Source organism: Streptomyces sp. NPDC059477, assembly GCF_042749375.1.
In the GTDB taxonomy this organism is placed as follows: domain Bacteria; phylum Actinomycetota; class Actinomycetes; order Streptomycetales; family Streptomycetaceae; genus Streptomyces.
Map to the genome: position 1 here is coordinate 1 of NZ_JBHYUG010000039.1, position 16,128 is coordinate 16,128.

The window sequence follows — 16,128 nt, forward strand, 5'->3', positions numbered from 1 at the left end:
CCCGGCGCACACCCCCCTGCCTGGGCGGCCTCGCTCGGCTGTCCAGCACCGGCCCCCAGCCGCGCGGCTCCGCCCGGCCGCCCAGCACCGGCCCCCCGCCGAACGATTCCGCCCGGCTGCCCGCCGCAGGCCGGTTCGTGGTTGCCCCGGTACCTGTTCAGGTCCCGAGTCCGCGCCCTGGCGGTCCCTCGGCCCCGCCTCGGGCACCCCGCCCGCCCCGGCGCCCGCCCCACCGGGGCGATTCGCGTCCGCCCCGGCGGCTCCCCGGTAACTGGCCGGTTCGCGTCCGCCCGGTGCCCCCGCGGCCCACGCCGACAGCAGTCCCCACCCCCACCGCAGGAAGCCCCGGACCCTGCACTCCCACCTCCAGGCACCCCCACCCCACATACCTCAACCTCACCCCCGACCACTCCACACGCCCCCAACCCCCGCCCCCACCCCCTCCACACACCCCCACCCCACCCCCTCCACGCACCCCCCATCCCCCAACCGTTTAACAGCCCCCCTCCCCCTCCCCCTAGGATTGAGGCCAAACCGCACACATTCACTCACCCTGAGGATCGCTGCATGCCTGGCATCACGCGCGAGGAGGTCGCCCACCTCGCACGGCTGGCGCGTCTGGAGCTGAAGGGCGAAGAGCTAGACCACTTCGCCGGTCAGCTGGACGACATCATCGGCGCGGTCGCCCGCGTCAGTGAGGTCGCCGACCAAGACGTACCGCCGACCTCTCACCCGCTGCCGCTGACCAACGTCATGCGGCCGGACGAGGTCCGTCCCTCGCTCACCCCCGCGCAGGCGCTCTCCGGCGCCCCGGCCCAGGAGCAGCAGCGTTTCAAGGTGCCGCAGATCCTGGGGGAGGAGTGACCACCATGACGGACCAGAACAGCATCATCAGGCTCACCGCGGCCGAGATCGCCGCGAAGATCGCCTCCGGCGAGCTGACCGCCGTCGAGGTCACCGAGGCCCATCTGGCCCGGATCGAGGCCGTCGACGAGAAGGTGCACGCCTTCCTGCACGTGGACCGCGAGGGCGCCCTCGCCCAGGCCCGTGCCGTCGACGACAAGCGGGCGCGCGGCGAGAAGCTCGGGCCGCTCGCCGGGGTTCCGCTCGCGCTGAAGGACATCTTCACGACGGAGGGGATTCCCACCACCGTCGGGTCGAAGATCCTGGAAGGGTGGATCCCGCCGTACGACGCCACCGTCACCCGGCGGCTCAAGGCCGCCGACGTGGTCATTCTCGGCAAGACCAACATGGACGAGTTCGCCATGGGGTCGAGCACCGAGAACAGCGCCTACGGGCCGACCGGGAACCCCTGGGATCTGACGAAGATCCCCGGCGGTTCCGGAGGCGGGTCCTCCGCCGCGCTCGCCGCCTACCAGGCCCCCCTCGCCATCGGCACCGACACCGGCGGCTCCATCCGCCAGCCGGCCGCCGTCACCGGCACGGTCGGCGTCAAGCCCACCTACGGGGCGGTGTCCCGCTACGGCATGGTCGCCTTCTCCTCGTCCCTGGACCAGGGCGGCCCCTGCGCCCGTACGGTGCTGGACGCGGCGCTGCTGCACGAGGTGATCGCCGGGCACGACCCGCTGGACTCCACCTCCATCGACGCCCCCGTCCCGCCCGTGGTCGAGGCCGCCCGCAACGGCAGCGTCGCCGGGATGCGCGTCGGCGTCGTCAAGCAGTTCCGCGGGGAGGGCTACCAGGCCGGGGTCATCCAGCGGTTCGACGAGTCCGTCGAGCTGCTCAAGGGGCTCGGCGCCGAGATCGTGGAGCTGGACTGTCCGTCCTTCGACCTCGCCCTCTCGGCGTACTACCTCATCGCGCCCTCCGAGTGCTCCTCCAACCTCGCCCGCTTCGACGGCCTGCGCTACGGCCGCCGTACGGGCGACGACGGCACCCACTCGGCCGAAGAGGTCACCTCGCTCACCCGCGAGGCCGGCTTCGGCCCCGAGGTCAAGCGCCGGATCATGCTCGGCACCTACGCGCTGTCCAGCGGCTACTACGACGCCTACTACGGCAGCGCCCAGAAGGTCCGTACGCTGATCACCCGCGACTTCGAGAAGGCGTTCGAGCAGGTCGACGTGATCGTCTCGCCGACCACCCCGACCACCGCGTTCGCGATCGGTGAGCGCGCCGACGACCCGATGGCGATGTACCTCGCCGATCTGTGCACCATCCCCACCAACCTGGCGGGCAACGCGGCCATGTCGCTGCCCTGCGGACTCGCCCCCGAGGACAACCTCCCGGTGGGTCTCCAGATCATCGCCCCGGCGACCAAGGACGACCGGCTGTACAAGGTCGGCGCCGCCGTCGAGGCCGCCTTCGTGGAAAAGTGGGGGCATCCGCTGCTGGAGGAGGCACCGTCGCTGTGAGCAACGCACTGTCGAAGGCCAAGGGCTTCAAGAAGTCCAAGTCCGGTACGTACCTGTCCATGGCCACCACCGCGTTCGGCGCGGTCGGTGTCGCCAAGCAGATCAAGAAGGCCCGCGCCGAGCATGACAACCTGCGGCTGATCGACGCCACCGTGTCCGCCGTCGCGATCGTCACCGGCCTCGCCATCCTCTACCGCGAGCTGAAGCGGCTGGGCGACGACGACGTCCTGCTGGGCTGAGAGGGAAGTTTCACCGTGACCACCACGACCGACCTGGAGTCGTACGAGGACGCGCTCGCGTCCTACGACCCCGTCATGGGCCTTGAGGTCCATGTCGAACTCGGCACCAAGACCAAGATGTTCTGCGGGTGTTCGACCACCCTCGGTGCCGACCCCAACGCGCAGACCTGCCCCACCTGCCTCGGCCTGCCCGGCGCGCTCCCCGTCGTCAACGCGATCGGCGTCGAGTCCGCCATCCGGATCGGCCTCGCGCTGAACTGCGAGATCGCGCAATGGTGCCGCTTCGCCCGGAAGAACTACTTCTATCCGGACATGCCGAAGAACTTCCAGACCTCCCAGTACGACGAGCCGATCGCCTTCAACGGCTACCTCGACGTGCAGCTGGAGGACGGCGAAACCTTCCGCGTGGACATCGAGCGCGCCCACATGGAGGAGGACACCGGCAAGTCGACCCACGTCGGCGGCGCCACCGGCCGCATCCACGGCGCCTCGCACTCCCTCCTCGACTACAACCGCGCGGGCATCCCGCTCATCGAGATCGTCACCAAGCCGATCGTCGGTGCCGGTGAGCGCGCCCCCGAGGTCGCCCGGGCGTACGTCCGTGAGCTGCGCGAACTCATCCGCGCGCTCGGCGTCTCCGAGGCCCGCATGGAAATGGGCCAGATGCGCTGCGACGTCAACCTGTCGCTGATGCCCAAGGACGCCGAGAAGTTCGGCACCCGCTCGGAGACCAAGAACGTCAACTCGCTGCGGTCCGTCGAGCGCGCGGCCCGTTTCGAGATCCAGCGCCACGCGGCCGTACTGAACTCCGGCGGCACCATCGTCCAGGAGACCCGGCACTTCCACGAGGACACCGGCTCCACCACCTCCGGCCGCATCAAGGAGGAGGCCGAGGACTACCGGTACTTCCCCGAGCCCGACCTGGTGCCGGTGGCCCCCTCGCGCGCGTGGGTCGAGGAGATCCGCGCGAGCCTGCCCGAGCTGCCGCTGGTGCGCCGCAACCGGCTGCGCGAGGACTGGGGCGTCTCCGCCACCGACATGCAGGCGATCCTCAACGCGGGCGCGCTGGAGCTGATCGTCGCCACGATCGAGGCCGGCGCCGACTCCGCGTCCGCCCGCAAGTGGTGGATGGGCGAACTGGCCCGCAGCGCCAACGAGTCCGGTACGTCCCTGGAGGAGCTGGCCATCACCCCGGCCCAGGTCGCCCGGCTGAGCGCCCTGGTCGACGACGGCTCCCTCAACGACAAGCTGGCCCGCCAGGTCATCGAGGGCGTCCTCGCGGGCGAGGGCACCCCGGACGAGGTGGTCGACAAGCGCGGCCTGAAGGTCGTGTCCGACGAGGGCGCCCTGGGCACCGCCGTGGACGACGCCATCGCCGGCAACCCGGCCATCGCCGACAAGATCCGCGGCGGCAAGGTGGCCGCCGCCGGTGCCCTGGTCGGCGCCGTCATGAAGGCCACCCGTGGCCAGGCCGACGCGGCCCGCGTCAAGGAACTGATCCTTCAGCGGCTCGGGGTCGGCGAGAGCTGAGGACGGAGCGAACACCGAGGGGCCGCACCCGGCTGGGTGCGGCCCCTTCCTTGTGAGTAAACCCACGAACAGGGCAAACGATCATTTCTCCCTGCGAGAGTGGACGGTGATTGCTCATCCGTTCTTTGCGGGCCGTTCAGCACCTGGACGACTGTTCCCGGTCAAAGATCCATAGACATCCCCCCACTGGGAGCAGTTACGTGGCAGCCCTTGCACGCTGGTGTGTACGGCACCGCCTCGTCGCCGTGCTGCTGTGGCTCCTCGCCTTCGGCGGAATGACCGCGGCAGCCGCCGTCACCGGCTCCGCCTACTCGAACGACTACGAGGTCCCCGGCACCGAGTCCGGCCGCGCCACCCAGCTCCTGCAACAGGGGTTCCCCGGTCTCGGCGGCGAGGACGCCACCGTCGTCTGGCACACCGCCTCCGGCAGCGTCCGCGCCGCCGACGTCGAGCAGACCATGACCCGCACCCTGGACCGCATCGCCGAGGTGCCGTCCGTGGCCGGCGTCAGCGGGCCCTACGACAACCAGGGCGCCGACCGGATCAGCGCCGACGGCCGTACGGCCTACGCCACCGTCACCTTCGAGGGCCGGGCCGCCGACCTCGGCGAGGCACCCGTGCGGGCCGTGCTGGACACCGCGTCGGCGGCGGCGGCCGACGGGCTCCAGGTGGAGGTCGGCGGCACCGCGATCGGCGGGACCCAGACGTCCGGCGGGCATCTCGCGGAGATCGTCGGGGTCGCCGTCGCCGCCGTGGTGCTGTTCCTCGCCTTCGGCTCGCTCGCCGCCTCGCTGCTGCCCATCGCCACCGCCCTGGTCAGCGTCGGCACCGCGTACGCCGGGATCGTGCTGCTCGGGCACGCCATGACCGTCGCCGACTTCGCGCCCATGCTCGGCATGCTGATCGGGCTCGGCGTCGGCATCGACTACGCCCTGTTCATCGTCACCCGGCACCGGCGCGGGCTGAAACGCGGGCTGAGCGTCACCGAGGCGGCGACCAACGCCGTCGCGACCACCGGACGGGCCGTGGTGTTCGCGGGTGCGACGGTCTGTATCGCGCTGCTCGGGATGCTGATCCTGCGGCTGAGCTTCCTCAACGGCGTCGCCGTCGCCGCCTCGCTGACCGTACTGCTCACCGTCGCCGGCTGCGTCACCCTGCTGCCCGCCCTGCTGTCCCTGACCGGCATGCGGGCACTCAGCCGCCGCGAGCGGCGCCGGCTGATCGAGTACGGGCCCGAGCCCGAGGTGGCCGCCGGGTTCGCCGCCCGCTGGTCGGCGTTCGTGGAACGGCACCCCAAGAAACTCGGCGCCATCGCCCTGGTCGTGCTCACCGTCTTCGCGCTGCCCACCCTCGCACTGCGCCTCGGCACCTCCGACCAGGGCAACAACCCCGAGTCGACGACCACCCGGCAGGCGTACGACCTGCTCGCCGACGGCTTCGGACCCGGCGTCAACGGCCCGCTCACCATCGTCAGCCAGGTCCACGGCGCCGGTGACAAGCTCGCCCTGGACAACCTCGACCGCACCCTGCGCGACACCGAGGGCGTCACCGCCGCCACCCCGGTGGTGTTCAGCCCCCGCGGCGACACCGCGTATCTGACCGTCGTACCGGACTCCGCCCCGCAGTCCGGCCGCACCAGCGACCTCGTGGACCGGCTGCGCGCCGAGGTGCTGCCCCGGGCCGAGACCGGCACCTCGCTCGACCTGCACGTCGGCGGGGTCACAGCCGGCTACGACGACTTCGCGGATGTGATCATCGGCAAACTGCCGCTGTTCGTCGGGATCGTCGTCGGGCTCGGCTGTCTGCTGCTCCTGCTGGCCTTCCGCTCGGTCGGCATCCCGCTCAAGGCCGCCGCGATGAACGTGGCGGCCGTCGCCGCGGCCTTCGGCGTGGTCGTCGCCATCTTCCAGTGGGGCTGGGGGAGCGAACTGCTCGGGCTCGGCAGCGCGGGGCCCATCGAGCCCTTCCTTCCCGTGATCATGGTCTCGGTCCTGTTCGGGCTGTCCATGGACTACCAGGTGTTCCTGGTCAGCCGGATGTACGAGGAGTGGCTGGAGACCGGCGACAACCGGCGCGCGGTACGGATCGGGCTCGCCGAGACCGGCCGGGTGATCAACTCGGCGGCGGTCATCATGATCTCCATCTTCCTCGCCTTCGTGCTCAGCGGTGACCGGGTGATCGCCATGTTCGGCATCGCGCTCGCCGCCGCCGTCGCCCTCGACGCCTTCGTGATCCGCACGCTCCTGGTGCCCGCCCTGATGCATCTGCTCGGCGGCGCCAACTGGTGGCTGCCGCGCGCCCTGGACCGGCGGCTGCCCCGGATCAGCATCGAGCCGCCCGAGTGCCGTGCCGCCCATGAGAGGCTCTCGGCAGTACCGGAACAAGTCACAGCACACGTCCCAGAACAAGCCACAGCACAAGCCACAGAACACGCCACGGCACAAGTCCCCGGGCACGTCACGGCACAAGGCGCTGAACGATTCGAGAAGGAGCGGGAGCGGGATGTACGCGATATCCCTGGGTGACGACGGAGCCGAGCTGCGTCCCCTGGAGACCTGGCACGCCGAGGAATTCCTCGCCCATCTGGACCGCGGCCGGGACTTCATCACCCAGTACATCCCCTTCGGTGCCAAGGCCACCGACGTGGACTCCGCGCGGGAGATCCTCCGGCGGTACGCCGATCTGCGCGCCGCCGACAGCGGGTCCCTGCACGGGCTGTGGCTGGACGGCGAGCTGGTGGGCGGGGTGCTCTTCCGGATCTTCGACACCACGACCGGCGTCTGTGAGATCGGCTGCTGGCTGGAGCCCGCGGGCACCGGGCACGGGCTCGTCACGCGCGCGTCCCGGGTGCTCATCGACTGGGCGGTCGACGAACGCGGCATGCACCGCGTGGAATGGCACGCCGCCACGGTCAACACCGCGAGCGTCAAGGTCGCCCGGCGTCTCGGCTTCACCCGCGAGGGCGTGCTGCGCGAGTCCTTCCCCTGGAAGGGGATCCGCCAGGACTACGAGATCTGGGCGGTCCTGGCCCCCGACTGGCGCGCGGCCCGGGAGCGGAACGCCCACAGCGATCATTAAGGGACTTCTCAGACTCGGTCCGTACGGTGCCCGGCATGGGAACCAAGACTGAAGACGCGGCGGAGACCGGCGCGACGGCCACTGTGGCCGGGAACGACCAGGTGACGGGCGCCGCCGCGGAGGCGGAAGGCACGCCCGCGGATCTCACCAAGCAGGACGCGGCCGGCCCCGGCCAGGTCGACGGCGAAGGGGCCCACGAGGCCGCCGGGACCGACGGCGAGGACGCTGACGACACCGAGATCGCCGAGATCACCGGGGCCGGGCAGGAAGAGCCCTCCTTCGTCGGACAGGGTGCCGCCGCGATCGTCGCCGCCGTGCTCGGCCTGGTCTCGCTCAGCGGCGGCTGGATCGGCACCGTCGCCTCCGCGCGCGAGTCGCTGATCGGCCAGCTGGAGAGTTCGACGTCCTCGGACGTGGCCGTCCTGGTCAAGGAGGGCTATGGCGACGCCTGGAACGCCACCGCCCTCTACGCGGGCGCCTTCGCTCTCGTCGCGCTGCTCGTCGCGGTCGTGACCCTGGTCCGGCCCGCCTTCGGGGCGCCGGGCGCGGTGCAGCCCGCGTGGATCAAGTCGGTCGCCTGGGCCGCCGTGGCGCTCGGTGTCATCGGCCTGGTCCTGGCCGTCCTCAAGTACACCGAACTGGTGCTCGGCCTCCCGCCCACCAGCTGAATCACCCCAGCTCACCAGGGGGCTTAGAACCCACCCCGGGGGCCTCAGGGCGTACGTACGGCATTCCCGTACGCCCTGAGGCCCCTTACGCGTGTCTAAGGCCCCGCCCGCCGCCGAAGATGCGGAACTCTCCCGATGTGACGGCACCCCCTGGGAGACGAAGGTGGAGGCATCGCGGAGAACGGTCCGCGAACCGGCCCCGCCCGGGGCCGGAGCCACCTGTCTCCGGGGAGCAGAGATGTTCGAGTACGAGTTGCAGCGCCTGCGGTCCGACGACCTGATCCGCGAGGCCGAGCACGCGCGGCTGGTCCGCGAGACCGTCCGCAAGGGCCGCGAGGCCCGCCGTGAAGCGGCGCAACGCTCCACGGGGAGCGGGGTGCCGGGCGAGGACCATACCCACCGCCCACGCCGACTCCGTTTCCCACGCGCCGCGTGAACACCACGCGGAACAAGGCCGGGGGCCGGGACGGGGTGACACGAGACCGCCCCCTCCCCGGCCCGGGGGGGGGGGGGGGTGGGAGGGGGGGGGGCGCCCGCGGGGGGACGGGGGTCCACGGCGCCGGCCTCGTCGCGTCCGAGGGGCTGGAGGCTGGTGGCCTGGCGGGCGGCCCCGGGGGCGACGGGGCTGGGGTGGATTCCGGTACGCGGGGGTCCGGGCCGGGTGTTCCGGCGGGGGTGGGACCGGCTGGCGTGAAGGTGGGTGGTGCGGGGGTGGGTGTCCCGGCCCGGATGGTGCCGACCGGTGCGGAGGCGGGGGAGGGTGTCCCGTCCGGGACGGAGTCCGGAGGGCATCGGGGGCGGGTGGTCTGTCCGGGACGGAACCCGGTGGCCGGGCGTCGGGTTCGGGTGACCTGATGGTCATGGAGTCCGGTGGACGGGTGCCGGGTCCCGGTGTCCCGGCCGGGGCGGTCCCCGCCGTTCGGGCAGCGGCGCCGGACGTTCCGCCCGGGACCCTTCGCGCTGCTCCGGCGCCTGTCCCCACCGCCCCGGCAGGGAAAACCGGTGCCTCGATGTCAGACCTCCGTGCGATGCTCGGGTCCGTGGAGAACAGGTCCGTCAGCCCGGTGTTCGTCGGGCGTGCCGACGAATTGGGCACGCTGGAGGAGGCGCTGGCCCGTGCCGCCGGCCGGCGCGGCGAGCCGCAGGTGCTGCTGCTCGGCGGGGAGGCGGGGGTCGGCAAGACCCGGCTCGTCGAGGAGTTCGCGGGCGCCGCCGGACGCAAGGGGGCCGTCGTCGCCCTGGGCGGCTGTGTGGAGATCGGCGCCGACGGGCTGCCCTTCGCCCCGTTCTCCGCCGCCCTGCGCGCCCTGCGCCGGGAGCTGCCGCGGGAGCTGGCCGACGCCGCGTCCGGCCAGGAGGAGGAGCTGGCCCGGCTGCTGCCCGAGCTGGGCGAGACCGGCGCCGGACGCCATGACGAGGAGGGCATGGCCCGCCTCTTCGAACTCACCGCCCGCCTGCTGGAGCGCGTCGCCGCCGACCGCACGGTCGTCGTCGCCCTGGAGGACCTGCACTGGGCCGACGCCTCCACCCGCCACCTCCTCGCCTACCTCTGCCGCACCCTGCGCACCGGCCGCCTGGTCGTCCTCGCCACCTACCGCGCCGACGACATCCACCGCCGCCACCCGCTGCGCCCCCTGCTCGCCGAACTCGACCGGCTGCGCACCGTCCGCCGGATCGAGCTGGGCCGCTTCAACCGCGAGGAGGTCGGCCGCCAGATCGCCGGCATCCTCGCCGCCGAACCCGCCCCCGCCCAGGTCGACGCCATCTTCGAACGCTCCGACGGCAACGCCTTCTTCGTCGAGGAACTCGCCGTCGCCGCCTCCGAGGGCTGCCAGGCCGGACTCACCGACTCGCTGCGCGATCTCCTCCTGGTCCGGGTCGAGGCACTGCCCGACAGCGCCCAGCGGGTCGCCCGGATCGTCGCCGAGGGCGGCTCCACCGTCGAGTACCCGCTGCTCGCCGCCGTCGCCCGGCTCACCGAGGACGACCTGATCGAGGCGCTGCGCGCCGCCGTCGGCGCCAACATCCTGCTCACCACCCCGGAGGCCGACGGCTACCGCTTCCGCCACTCCCTGGTCCGCGAGGCCGTCAGCGACGACCTCCTGCCCGGCGAGCGCTCCCGCATCAACCGCCGCTACGCCGAGGCCCTGGAGGCCGACCCGGCGCTCGTCGCCGCGGGCGAGCGCATCCCGCGCCTGGCCACCTACTGGTACCACGCGCACGACAGCGCCAAGGCCCTCCCCGCCGTCCTCGACGCCTCCGTCGCCGCCCGCCGCCGCCACGCCTACGCGGAACAGCTCCGGCTGCTGGAGCGCGCGATGGAGCTGTGGGACACCGCCCCCGAGCCCGTCCGCGCCGCCCTGCGCCCCGTCGACTACGCCGACATCTACCGCACCCCCGACCCCGGTGACCCCGCCGGCACCCCGCTGCGTTATCTCGACCTGATGGCCGCCGCCACCGACGCGGGCCGCTTCTGCGGGGAGCGTGACCGCGCCCTGAAGATCACCAAACGGGCCCTGCGGCTCCTGGAGGACGAGGACGACCCGCTGTTCGCCGCCTGGTTCTGGGTCCAGCGCTCCCAGCTGGTCCAGTCCAGCGGCCGGGGCGACGGCTGGAACGAACTGGCGACCGCCCAGGACCTGGTCCGCGGCCTGCCCCCGTCCGAGGTGCACGCCGAAGTGCTCACCACCGTCGCCGGCTGGTCCATGCTGCACACCCCCGGCGCCGAGGCCCTCGCCGCCGCCGAGCGCGCCGTCGCCTATGCCCGCATGGTCGACGCCCGCGAGATCGAACTCGACGCCCGCGTCACCCGAGGCGTGCTCCTCGTCGACGCGGGCGGGATGGACGACGGGCTCGGCGAGCTGAGCGAGATCAAGGAGCTGGCCCTGGCCGAGGGTTTCGCCCGGGTCGCCGGACGCGCCTACGTCAATCTCTCCCACGGACTCGAAATCGTCAGCCGCTCCAGGGAAGCCGCCGAACTCCTCCAGGAAGGCGCCGGTTTCGCCCGCACCTACGGTCTGCTGGGGTCCGAGACCTGGATCTGGGGCAACCTCTCCGACTCCCTGTTCTCCCTGGGCCGCTGGGGAGAGGCCGCGGACGCCGCCACGACGGCCCGGCAGCGCGGCCCCGGCGCCAAACCCCAGGGCACGGCCGCCCTCTGCCTCGCCCAGATCGCCCTCGCCCGCGGCGACATCGCCGAGGCCGCCCGCCAACTGGCCGCCGCCCGCACCCACTTCGGCACCCACGACCCCATGCCCCAGCAGTGGATACCGCTCGCCCACATCGGCATCGGCGTCGCCGCCGCCGAGAGCCGCATCACCGACGCCCGCACCGAACTGGACCGCGCCCTGGACGCGGGACTCCCGCCCGGTACCCAGGTGTACGGCTGGAAGCTCCTCGTCGCCGCCGCCACCGCCGAGGCCGACCACCGCACCCTCCCCACCGCCCGGCCCGGCCGCCGACAGGCCCTGGACCGCATCCTCGACACCGCCAAGCGCCTCACCACCGGCGCCCCCATCTGGCACGCCCACGAGAAATGGGTCCGCGCCGAACTCCAGCGCGCCGACGGCACCGCCACCCCCGCCACCTGGTCCGAGGTCGTCACCGCCTTCGAACACCTGGAACGCCCCTACGACCTCGCCCGCGTCCGCCACCGCCTCGCCGAGGCGCTGCTGACCTCGGGCCCGGACCGCCCGGAGACCACCGACGCCCCAGCCACCGGCCCGGACGCCCCTCCCACCGGCGAGGGCAACACCACCCCCACCGATGACGCACCCGTCCAGGACGCCCTGGCCCAGGACGACCCCGCCGCCACCGCCGAGGACAACCGGGCCCGCGCCACCGAACTGCTCCGCCTCGCCCACGCCGTCGCCGATCACCTCGGCGCCCGCCCGCTGGCCGAGGCCACCGGTCTGCTCGCCCAGCGCGCCCGCCTCACCCTCCGCCAGGACCCGCGCCGCGCCCTCACCCCGGCCGACCCGGTCGAGGCCCTGGGGCTGACCAGCCGCGAGCGCGATGTCCTGCGCCTGGTCTCGGCCGGTCGCACCAACCGCCAGATCGCCGAGGAACTCTTCATCTCCCCGAAGACGGCGAGCGTGCATGTCTCCAACATCCTCGGCAAGCTCGGCGTCTCCGGCCGGGGCGAGGCCGCCGCGGTCGCCCACCGGCTGGGCCTGTTCCCCAGCCCGGCCGACGAACGGCTCGCCGCGGGATGATGCCACCGGTCGCGGACGTTGTCCCTCCCAAGGTGCCGTGCGACCAGGGAGACGCGTGTTCAACTTCTTCGAGGAACTCTTCGCCCCCGGCCGCAAACACACCCGCGACGAACACAACCGCCTGGAACTGACCCGCGAGGACGTGGGCGACGCCGACCCCGGCCGGGGCCCGATAGACCTGGAATCGGGCAAGGTCGTCGTGGTCCGCCCAACCTCCGACGAAGCCGACCCGACGGATCCCGCCGCAGACGATCCGCAGGAACCGGAGACAGCCGGACCAGCGGAACCCCAGGCCGAAGAGCCGACGCAACCGCAGGGCGAAGAACCATCCGATCCGGACGAAGACGCACCGACCGCATCCGGCCGAGCGCCCGGCGAGCACTAGCGGCACCCCGCAAGGACCCACGGACCCCAAGGACCACAGGACCCAAGGACCACCCACCACCAGGCCGCCACCGCCCCCCGCTATCTCACCTCCAGTTCCAGAATCCGGTCGTCCCCGTCGCCGGGAGAGCCGCGTCCGTCCGTCTCGCTGGTCAGCAGCCAGAGTTTGTCGCCGCCGGCCGCCACGACCGTGCGCAGCCGGCCGTACTCCCCCGTCAGGAAGGACTGGGGATCCGCCGAAGCCTCCGTGCCGTCCAGCGGGACGCGCCACAGACGCTCGCCGCCCAGGCCCGCCATCCACAGGGAACCCTCGGCGTAGGCGATCCCGCTGGGGGAGGCGTCATCGGTGCTCCACTGGGCCAGCGGGTCGATGAACCGGTCGTCGTCCGAATCGCCCTCCGCCTCCGGCCAGCCGTAGTTGCCGCCCGGCTCGATCGCGTTCAGCTCGTCCCAGGTGTCCTGGCCGAACTCCGCCGCGAACAACCGCTGTTCGGAGTCCCAGGCCAGACCCTGCACATTGCGGTGGCCCAGCGAGTACACGGGGGAGTCGGGGAAGGGGTTGCCCGGGGCCGGTTCGCCCTCCGGCGTCAGGCGCAGGATCTTGCCGCCGAGGGAGTCCTGGTCCTGGGAGAGGCCGGTGTCACCCGCTTCGCCGGTGCCCGCGTACAGCATCTTGTCGGGGCCGAAGGCGATCCGGCCGCCGTTGTGGACGAAGCCCTTGGGTATGCCCCGGAAGACGGTGTCGGGAGCGCCGAGCTGCTGGCCCGCAGGCTCCCCGGCGTCGTAGATCATCCGCACGATGCGGTTGTCCCCGGCGGAGGTGAAGTACGCGTACACCATGTGGTCCGTGGCGTAGTCGGGGGAGAGCGCCAGGCCCAGCAGACCGCCCTCGCCCTCCGGGGACACCCCCGGCACCTCGCCCAGCTCGGTCCGCTTCCCGGTCTCCGTGTCGACCCGGGTGATCGTCGCCTCGTCGCGCGAGGAGACCAGCAGACCGCCGTCGGGCAGCGGGGCGACGCCCCACGGGCTGTCCAGGCCCTCCGCGACCGTACGCACCACGTCCACCGAGCCCTTGGCGGGCGGCGGCTCGTCGGTGGCCCGCCCGGACGGCGACGGCGAACCCGACCCCGGGCTCTGCGCCGGCGCGCTCCCCGCAGCGCTCGGTGGTGACCCTCCGCCGCCCCCGTCGCCGGAGGAGCAGCCGGCCGTCAGCAGCAGGGCGGTCGCGGCCAGCACGGCCGTCACAGCACGACGTCGCACGATCAAGGTCCCTTCGACGCGAGGTCTTCCCTCCCGGTTCCTACTTGTCATACACCGCTCGCGCCCCACGGGTTCCCGATCAAGAGAACCCAATCCACCGCACCTCTGCCCGCTCCACTTGCCTCCCCCTGCTCCCGCCCACTCCCCCCGGCCCGCCACCCCCTACTCCCTCCCCCCACCCCCGCCCCCTCACCCCCCACACTCCCCCTACTCCCAGGACCCCCGAGCCCCCGGCAGCCTCCGCAGTTCCGCCAGTTCCTGCGCGGACAGCCGTACCTCCGCCGCCCCGGCGTTCTCCGCCACCCACCGCTCCCGCTTCGCGCCCGGCACCGGGACCACGTGGCGGCCCTGGGACAGGGTCCAGGCCAGAGCCACCTGGGCCGGGGTCACCTCGGGGCCGCGGCGGGCGGCGACCCGGCGCAGGCCCGCGACGATCGGCTGGTTGGCGGCCATCATCTCCGCGGTGAAACGCGGGTGCCGGGCCCGCATGTCGTCCGGCTCGAAGCCCCCGCCCGGCGTCAGCGTGCCGGTGAGGAAACCATTGCCCAGCGGCATCGCCGCCAGAAAGCCGATCCCGCGGGACTGGCACCACGGCAGCAGCACGTCCAGCGCCTCCGGGGACCACACCGACAGCTCCGCCTCGACCGCGCTCACCGGGAAGACCTGCTGTATCCGCCGCAACTGCCGGACCGTGGCGTCGTACAGCCCCGCCCCGGTCCGCCGCCCGCCCCGCACGCCCACCGCGCAGAAGCCCAGCGCCCGTACCTTCCCCGCCCGCACCAGGTCCGCCATCGCGCCCCAGGTCTCCTCGACGGGGACCTCGGGGTCCGGGCGGTGCAACTGGTACAGGTCGATCACGTCGGTCTGGAGCCGCCGAAGCGAGGCGTCGCACGCGCGCCGGACATAACCAGGCCGGCCGTTGGCCACGACGTGCTGCTCACCCACCAGCAGCCCCACCTTGGTCGACACGAACGCCTCCGCGCGGCGCTCCTTGAGCACCCGCCCCAGCAGCAGCTCATTGGTGAACGGGCCGTACATGTCCGCCGTGTCCAGCAGGGTCGAGCCCAGATCGAGGGCCCGGTGCACGGCCCGCAGCGATTCGTCCCCCCGCTGCCGGGACGAGCTGTAGGCCCAGCTCATCGGCATGCACCCGAGTCCGACGGCCCCCACCGCGAGCGCCGCGGCGCCGATCGTCCTGCGCTCCACCTGGCCGTAACCCTCCCTCTCTGGCACCCCAACCTAACCTCTGCCCGCGCGCGTACCCGACGGAGGTCCGGCAGGGCGCGCTTTCCCTCCTCCGCTCGCGCCCCGGGGCCTGTCGTAGCCTCCTGACCATGACTGCTGACGTATGGCTCCCCATTCCCCCGGACGACATCGAGGGGCTCCCGGACGGGCTCGACTACCGCTACTGGGACGGTGGCGAGGAGTACCCGGCGGACCCGGCCGACTGCCGGTTCTACGTCGTGCCCTACATGAAGTCCGCCGCCACCGGCATGCGCCCGCTGCCCGAGATGCGCTCCCTGGAGGTGGTGCAGACGCTGTCGGCCGGGATCGACCACGTGGAGCCCGGCCTGAAGCTGCTGCGCCCCGGGGTCCGGCTGTGCAACGCGCGCGGGGTGCACGAGGCGAGCACCTCGGAGCTGACGCTGGCGCTGATCCTGGCCTCCCTGCGCGGCATCCCGGACTTCGTGCGGGCCCAGGACCGGGGCGAGTGGCGCGGCGGCTTCCGGCCCGCGCTCGCCGACAGATCGGTGCTGATCGTCGGGTACGGCTCCATCGGCGCCGCCATCGAGGACCGGCTCGCGCCGTTTGAAATCGCGCGGGTCGTGCGCGTCGCGCGCTCCGGGCGCACAACAGAACGCGGTCCCGTGCATCCGTTCACCGAACTGCCCGCCCTGCTCCCGGAAGCGGACATCGTGATCCTCTCCACCCCCCTGAACGACACCACCCGCGGCCTGGTGGACGAAACGTTCCTGGGGCGGATGAAGGACGGGGCGCTGCTGGTCAACATCGGCCGGGGCGCGGTGGTCGACACCGAGGCCCTGCTCGCCGAGCTGGCGGCGGGACGGATCACCGCCGCCCTCGACGTCACGGACCCCGAACCGCTGCCCCGTGAACACCCCTTGTGGCGGGCGCCCGGTGTGCTCATCAGCCCCCATGTCGGCGGCCCCACCACCGCGTTCCCGCCCCGCGCCCGGCGGCTGCTGGTCGGCCAGTTGAGCCGCTTCGCGAACGGCGAGCCCCTCGCCAACGTGATCCTCACGACGGAGGACGCCGAGGGCCGATGACCGGCGGGAGGCTGATCCGGACCGAGGTGATCCGTATCAATCCGTACCAACACGACCGCCGTACCGGCCCGTTCGCCGGGCCCGGCGCCGCCCTC

The 16,128-nt window shown here is 72.7% G+C and carries 13 protein-coding genes; 11 read left to right on the forward strand and 2 right to left on the reverse strand.

What is annotated here, in order from left to right; genetic code table 11:
- The first annotated feature begins 567 nt into the window (after window positions 1–567).
- From gatC to ACFXAZ_RS20630, 10 genes are all read left to right on the forward strand, one after another.
- Window positions 568–864 carry an Asp-tRNA(Asn)/Glu-tRNA(Gln) amidotransferase subunit GatC gene (gene gatC / locus ACFXAZ_RS20585; RefSeq protein ID WP_382685373.1) on the forward strand — a complete coding sequence of 99 codons (297 nt, stop codon included), beginning with the start codon at window positions 568–570 and terminating at the stop codon, window positions 862–864.
- A gap of 5 nt (window positions 865–869) precedes the next feature.
- Complete coding sequence (gene gatA, locus ACFXAZ_RS20590) at window positions 870–2,372, forward strand: Asp-tRNA(Asn)/Glu-tRNA(Gln) amidotransferase subunit GatA (RefSeq protein WP_384592973.1); 1,503 nt, start codon at window positions 870–872, stop codon at window positions 2,370–2,372.
- On the forward strand, window positions 2,369–2,611 hold the full coding sequence (locus tag ACFXAZ_RS20595; protein ID WP_362758508.1) for a hypothetical protein: 243 nt from the start codon (window positions 2,369–2,371) through the stop codon (window positions 2,609–2,611). The genes gatA and ACFXAZ_RS20595 overlap by 4 nt, the downstream gene beginning before the upstream one ends.
- A 15-nt stretch (window positions 2,612–2,626) precedes the next feature.
- Window positions 2,627–4,141, forward strand: coding sequence for an Asp-tRNA(Asn)/Glu-tRNA(Gln) amidotransferase subunit GatB (gatB, locus tag ACFXAZ_RS20600; RefSeq protein ID WP_384592976.1), 1,515 nt, complete (start codon window positions 2,627–2,629; stop codon window positions 4,139–4,141).
- A 200-nt stretch (window positions 4,142–4,341) separates the two neighbouring features.
- Window positions 4,342–6,666 carry an MMPL family transporter gene (locus ACFXAZ_RS20605; RefSeq protein WP_384592979.1) on the forward strand — a complete coding sequence of 775 codons (2,325 nt, stop codon included), beginning with the start codon at window positions 4,342–4,344 and terminating at the stop codon, window positions 6,664–6,666.
- Window positions 6,644–7,219: a GNAT family N-acetyltransferase gene (locus tag ACFXAZ_RS20610; protein WP_384592982.1), complete on the forward strand. Its 576-nt coding sequence runs from the start codon at window positions 6,644–6,646 to the stop codon at window positions 7,217–7,219. Before ACFXAZ_RS20605 ends, ACFXAZ_RS20610 begins: the two co-directional genes overlap by 23 nt.
- Window positions 7,220–7,254: 35 nt before the next feature.
- Entirely contained in the window at window positions 7,255–7,887 is a 633-nt protein-coding gene (locus tag ACFXAZ_RS20615) for a hypothetical protein (RefSeq protein WP_384592985.1), read from the forward strand.
- Window positions 7,888–8,125: 238 nt separating this feature from the next.
- On the forward strand, window positions 8,126–8,323 hold the full coding sequence (locus ACFXAZ_RS20620) for a hypothetical protein (RefSeq protein WP_384592988.1): 198 nt from the start codon (window positions 8,126–8,128) through the stop codon (window positions 8,321–8,323).
- Window positions 8,324–8,897: 574 nt separating this feature from the next.
- The gene (locus tag ACFXAZ_RS20625) at window positions 8,898–12,101 is read left to right on the forward strand and encodes an AAA family ATPase (RefSeq protein WP_384592991.1); all 3,204 of its coding nucleotides are present in this window, start codon (window positions 8,898–8,900) and stop codon (window positions 12,099–12,101) included.
- 55 nt (window positions 12,102–12,156) lie between these two features.
- Window positions 12,157–12,486 carry a DUF6191 domain-containing protein gene (locus ACFXAZ_RS20630; protein ID WP_384592994.1) on the forward strand — a complete coding sequence of 110 codons (330 nt, stop codon included), beginning with the start codon at window positions 12,157–12,159 and terminating at the stop codon, window positions 12,484–12,486.
- 80 nt (window positions 12,487–12,566) lie between these two features.
- Here ACFXAZ_RS20630 and ACFXAZ_RS20635 read toward each other — a convergent pair whose 3' ends face one another.
- Both ACFXAZ_RS20635 and ACFXAZ_RS20640 read right to left on the reverse strand, forming a co-directional pair.
- The gene (locus ACFXAZ_RS20635) at window positions 12,567–13,796 is read right to left on the reverse strand and encodes a PQQ-dependent sugar dehydrogenase (protein WP_384592997.1); all 1,230 of its coding nucleotides are present in this window, start codon (window positions 13,794–13,796) and stop codon (window positions 12,567–12,569) included.
- A 156-nt stretch (window positions 13,797–13,952) separates the two neighbouring features.
- A complete protein-coding gene (locus ACFXAZ_RS20640; RefSeq protein ID WP_384593112.1) occupies window positions 13,953–14,951 on the reverse strand; it encodes an aldo/keto reductase in 999 nt (332 codons plus the stop codon).
- A gap of 128 nt (window positions 14,952–15,079) precedes the next feature.
- Between ACFXAZ_RS20640 and ACFXAZ_RS20645 the strand changes: the two genes are divergently transcribed.
- On the forward strand, window positions 15,080–16,033 hold the full coding sequence (locus tag ACFXAZ_RS20645; protein WP_384593000.1) for a 2-hydroxyacid dehydrogenase: 954 nt from the start codon (window positions 15,080–15,082) through the stop codon (window positions 16,031–16,033).
- The last annotated feature ends 95 nt before the right edge of the window (window positions 16,034–16,128 follow it).

Coding starts and splice junctions, on each gene's coding strand:
- ACFXAZ_RS20620 (WP_384592988.1), top strand. CDS start 8,126: ATGTTCGAGTACGAGTTGCAGCGCCTGCGGTCCGACGACCTGATCCGC.
- gatA (WP_384592973.1), top strand. CDS start 870: ATGACGGACCAGAACAGCATCATCAGGCTCACCGCGGCCGAGATCGCC.
- ACFXAZ_RS20625 (WP_384592991.1), top strand. CDS start 8,898: ATGTCAGACCTCCGTGCGATGCTCGGGTCCGTGGAGAACAGGTCCGTC.
- gatC (WP_382685373.1), top strand. CDS start 568: ATGCCTGGCATCACGCGCGAGGAGGTCGCCCACCTCGCACGGCTGGCG.
- ACFXAZ_RS20610 (WP_384592982.1), top strand. CDS start 6,644: ATGTACGCGATATCCCTGGGTGACGACGGAGCCGAGCTGCGTCCCCTG.
- ACFXAZ_RS20645 (WP_384593000.1), top strand. CDS start 15,080: ATGACTGCTGACGTATGGCTCCCCATTCCCCCGGACGACATCGAGGGG.
- ACFXAZ_RS20635 (WP_384592997.1), bottom strand. CDS start 13,796: ATGACAAGTAGGAACCGGGAGGGAAGACCTCGCGTCGAAGGGACCTTG.
- ACFXAZ_RS20615 (WP_384592985.1), top strand. CDS start 7,255: ATGGGAACCAAGACTGAAGACGCGGCGGAGACCGGCGCGACGGCCACT.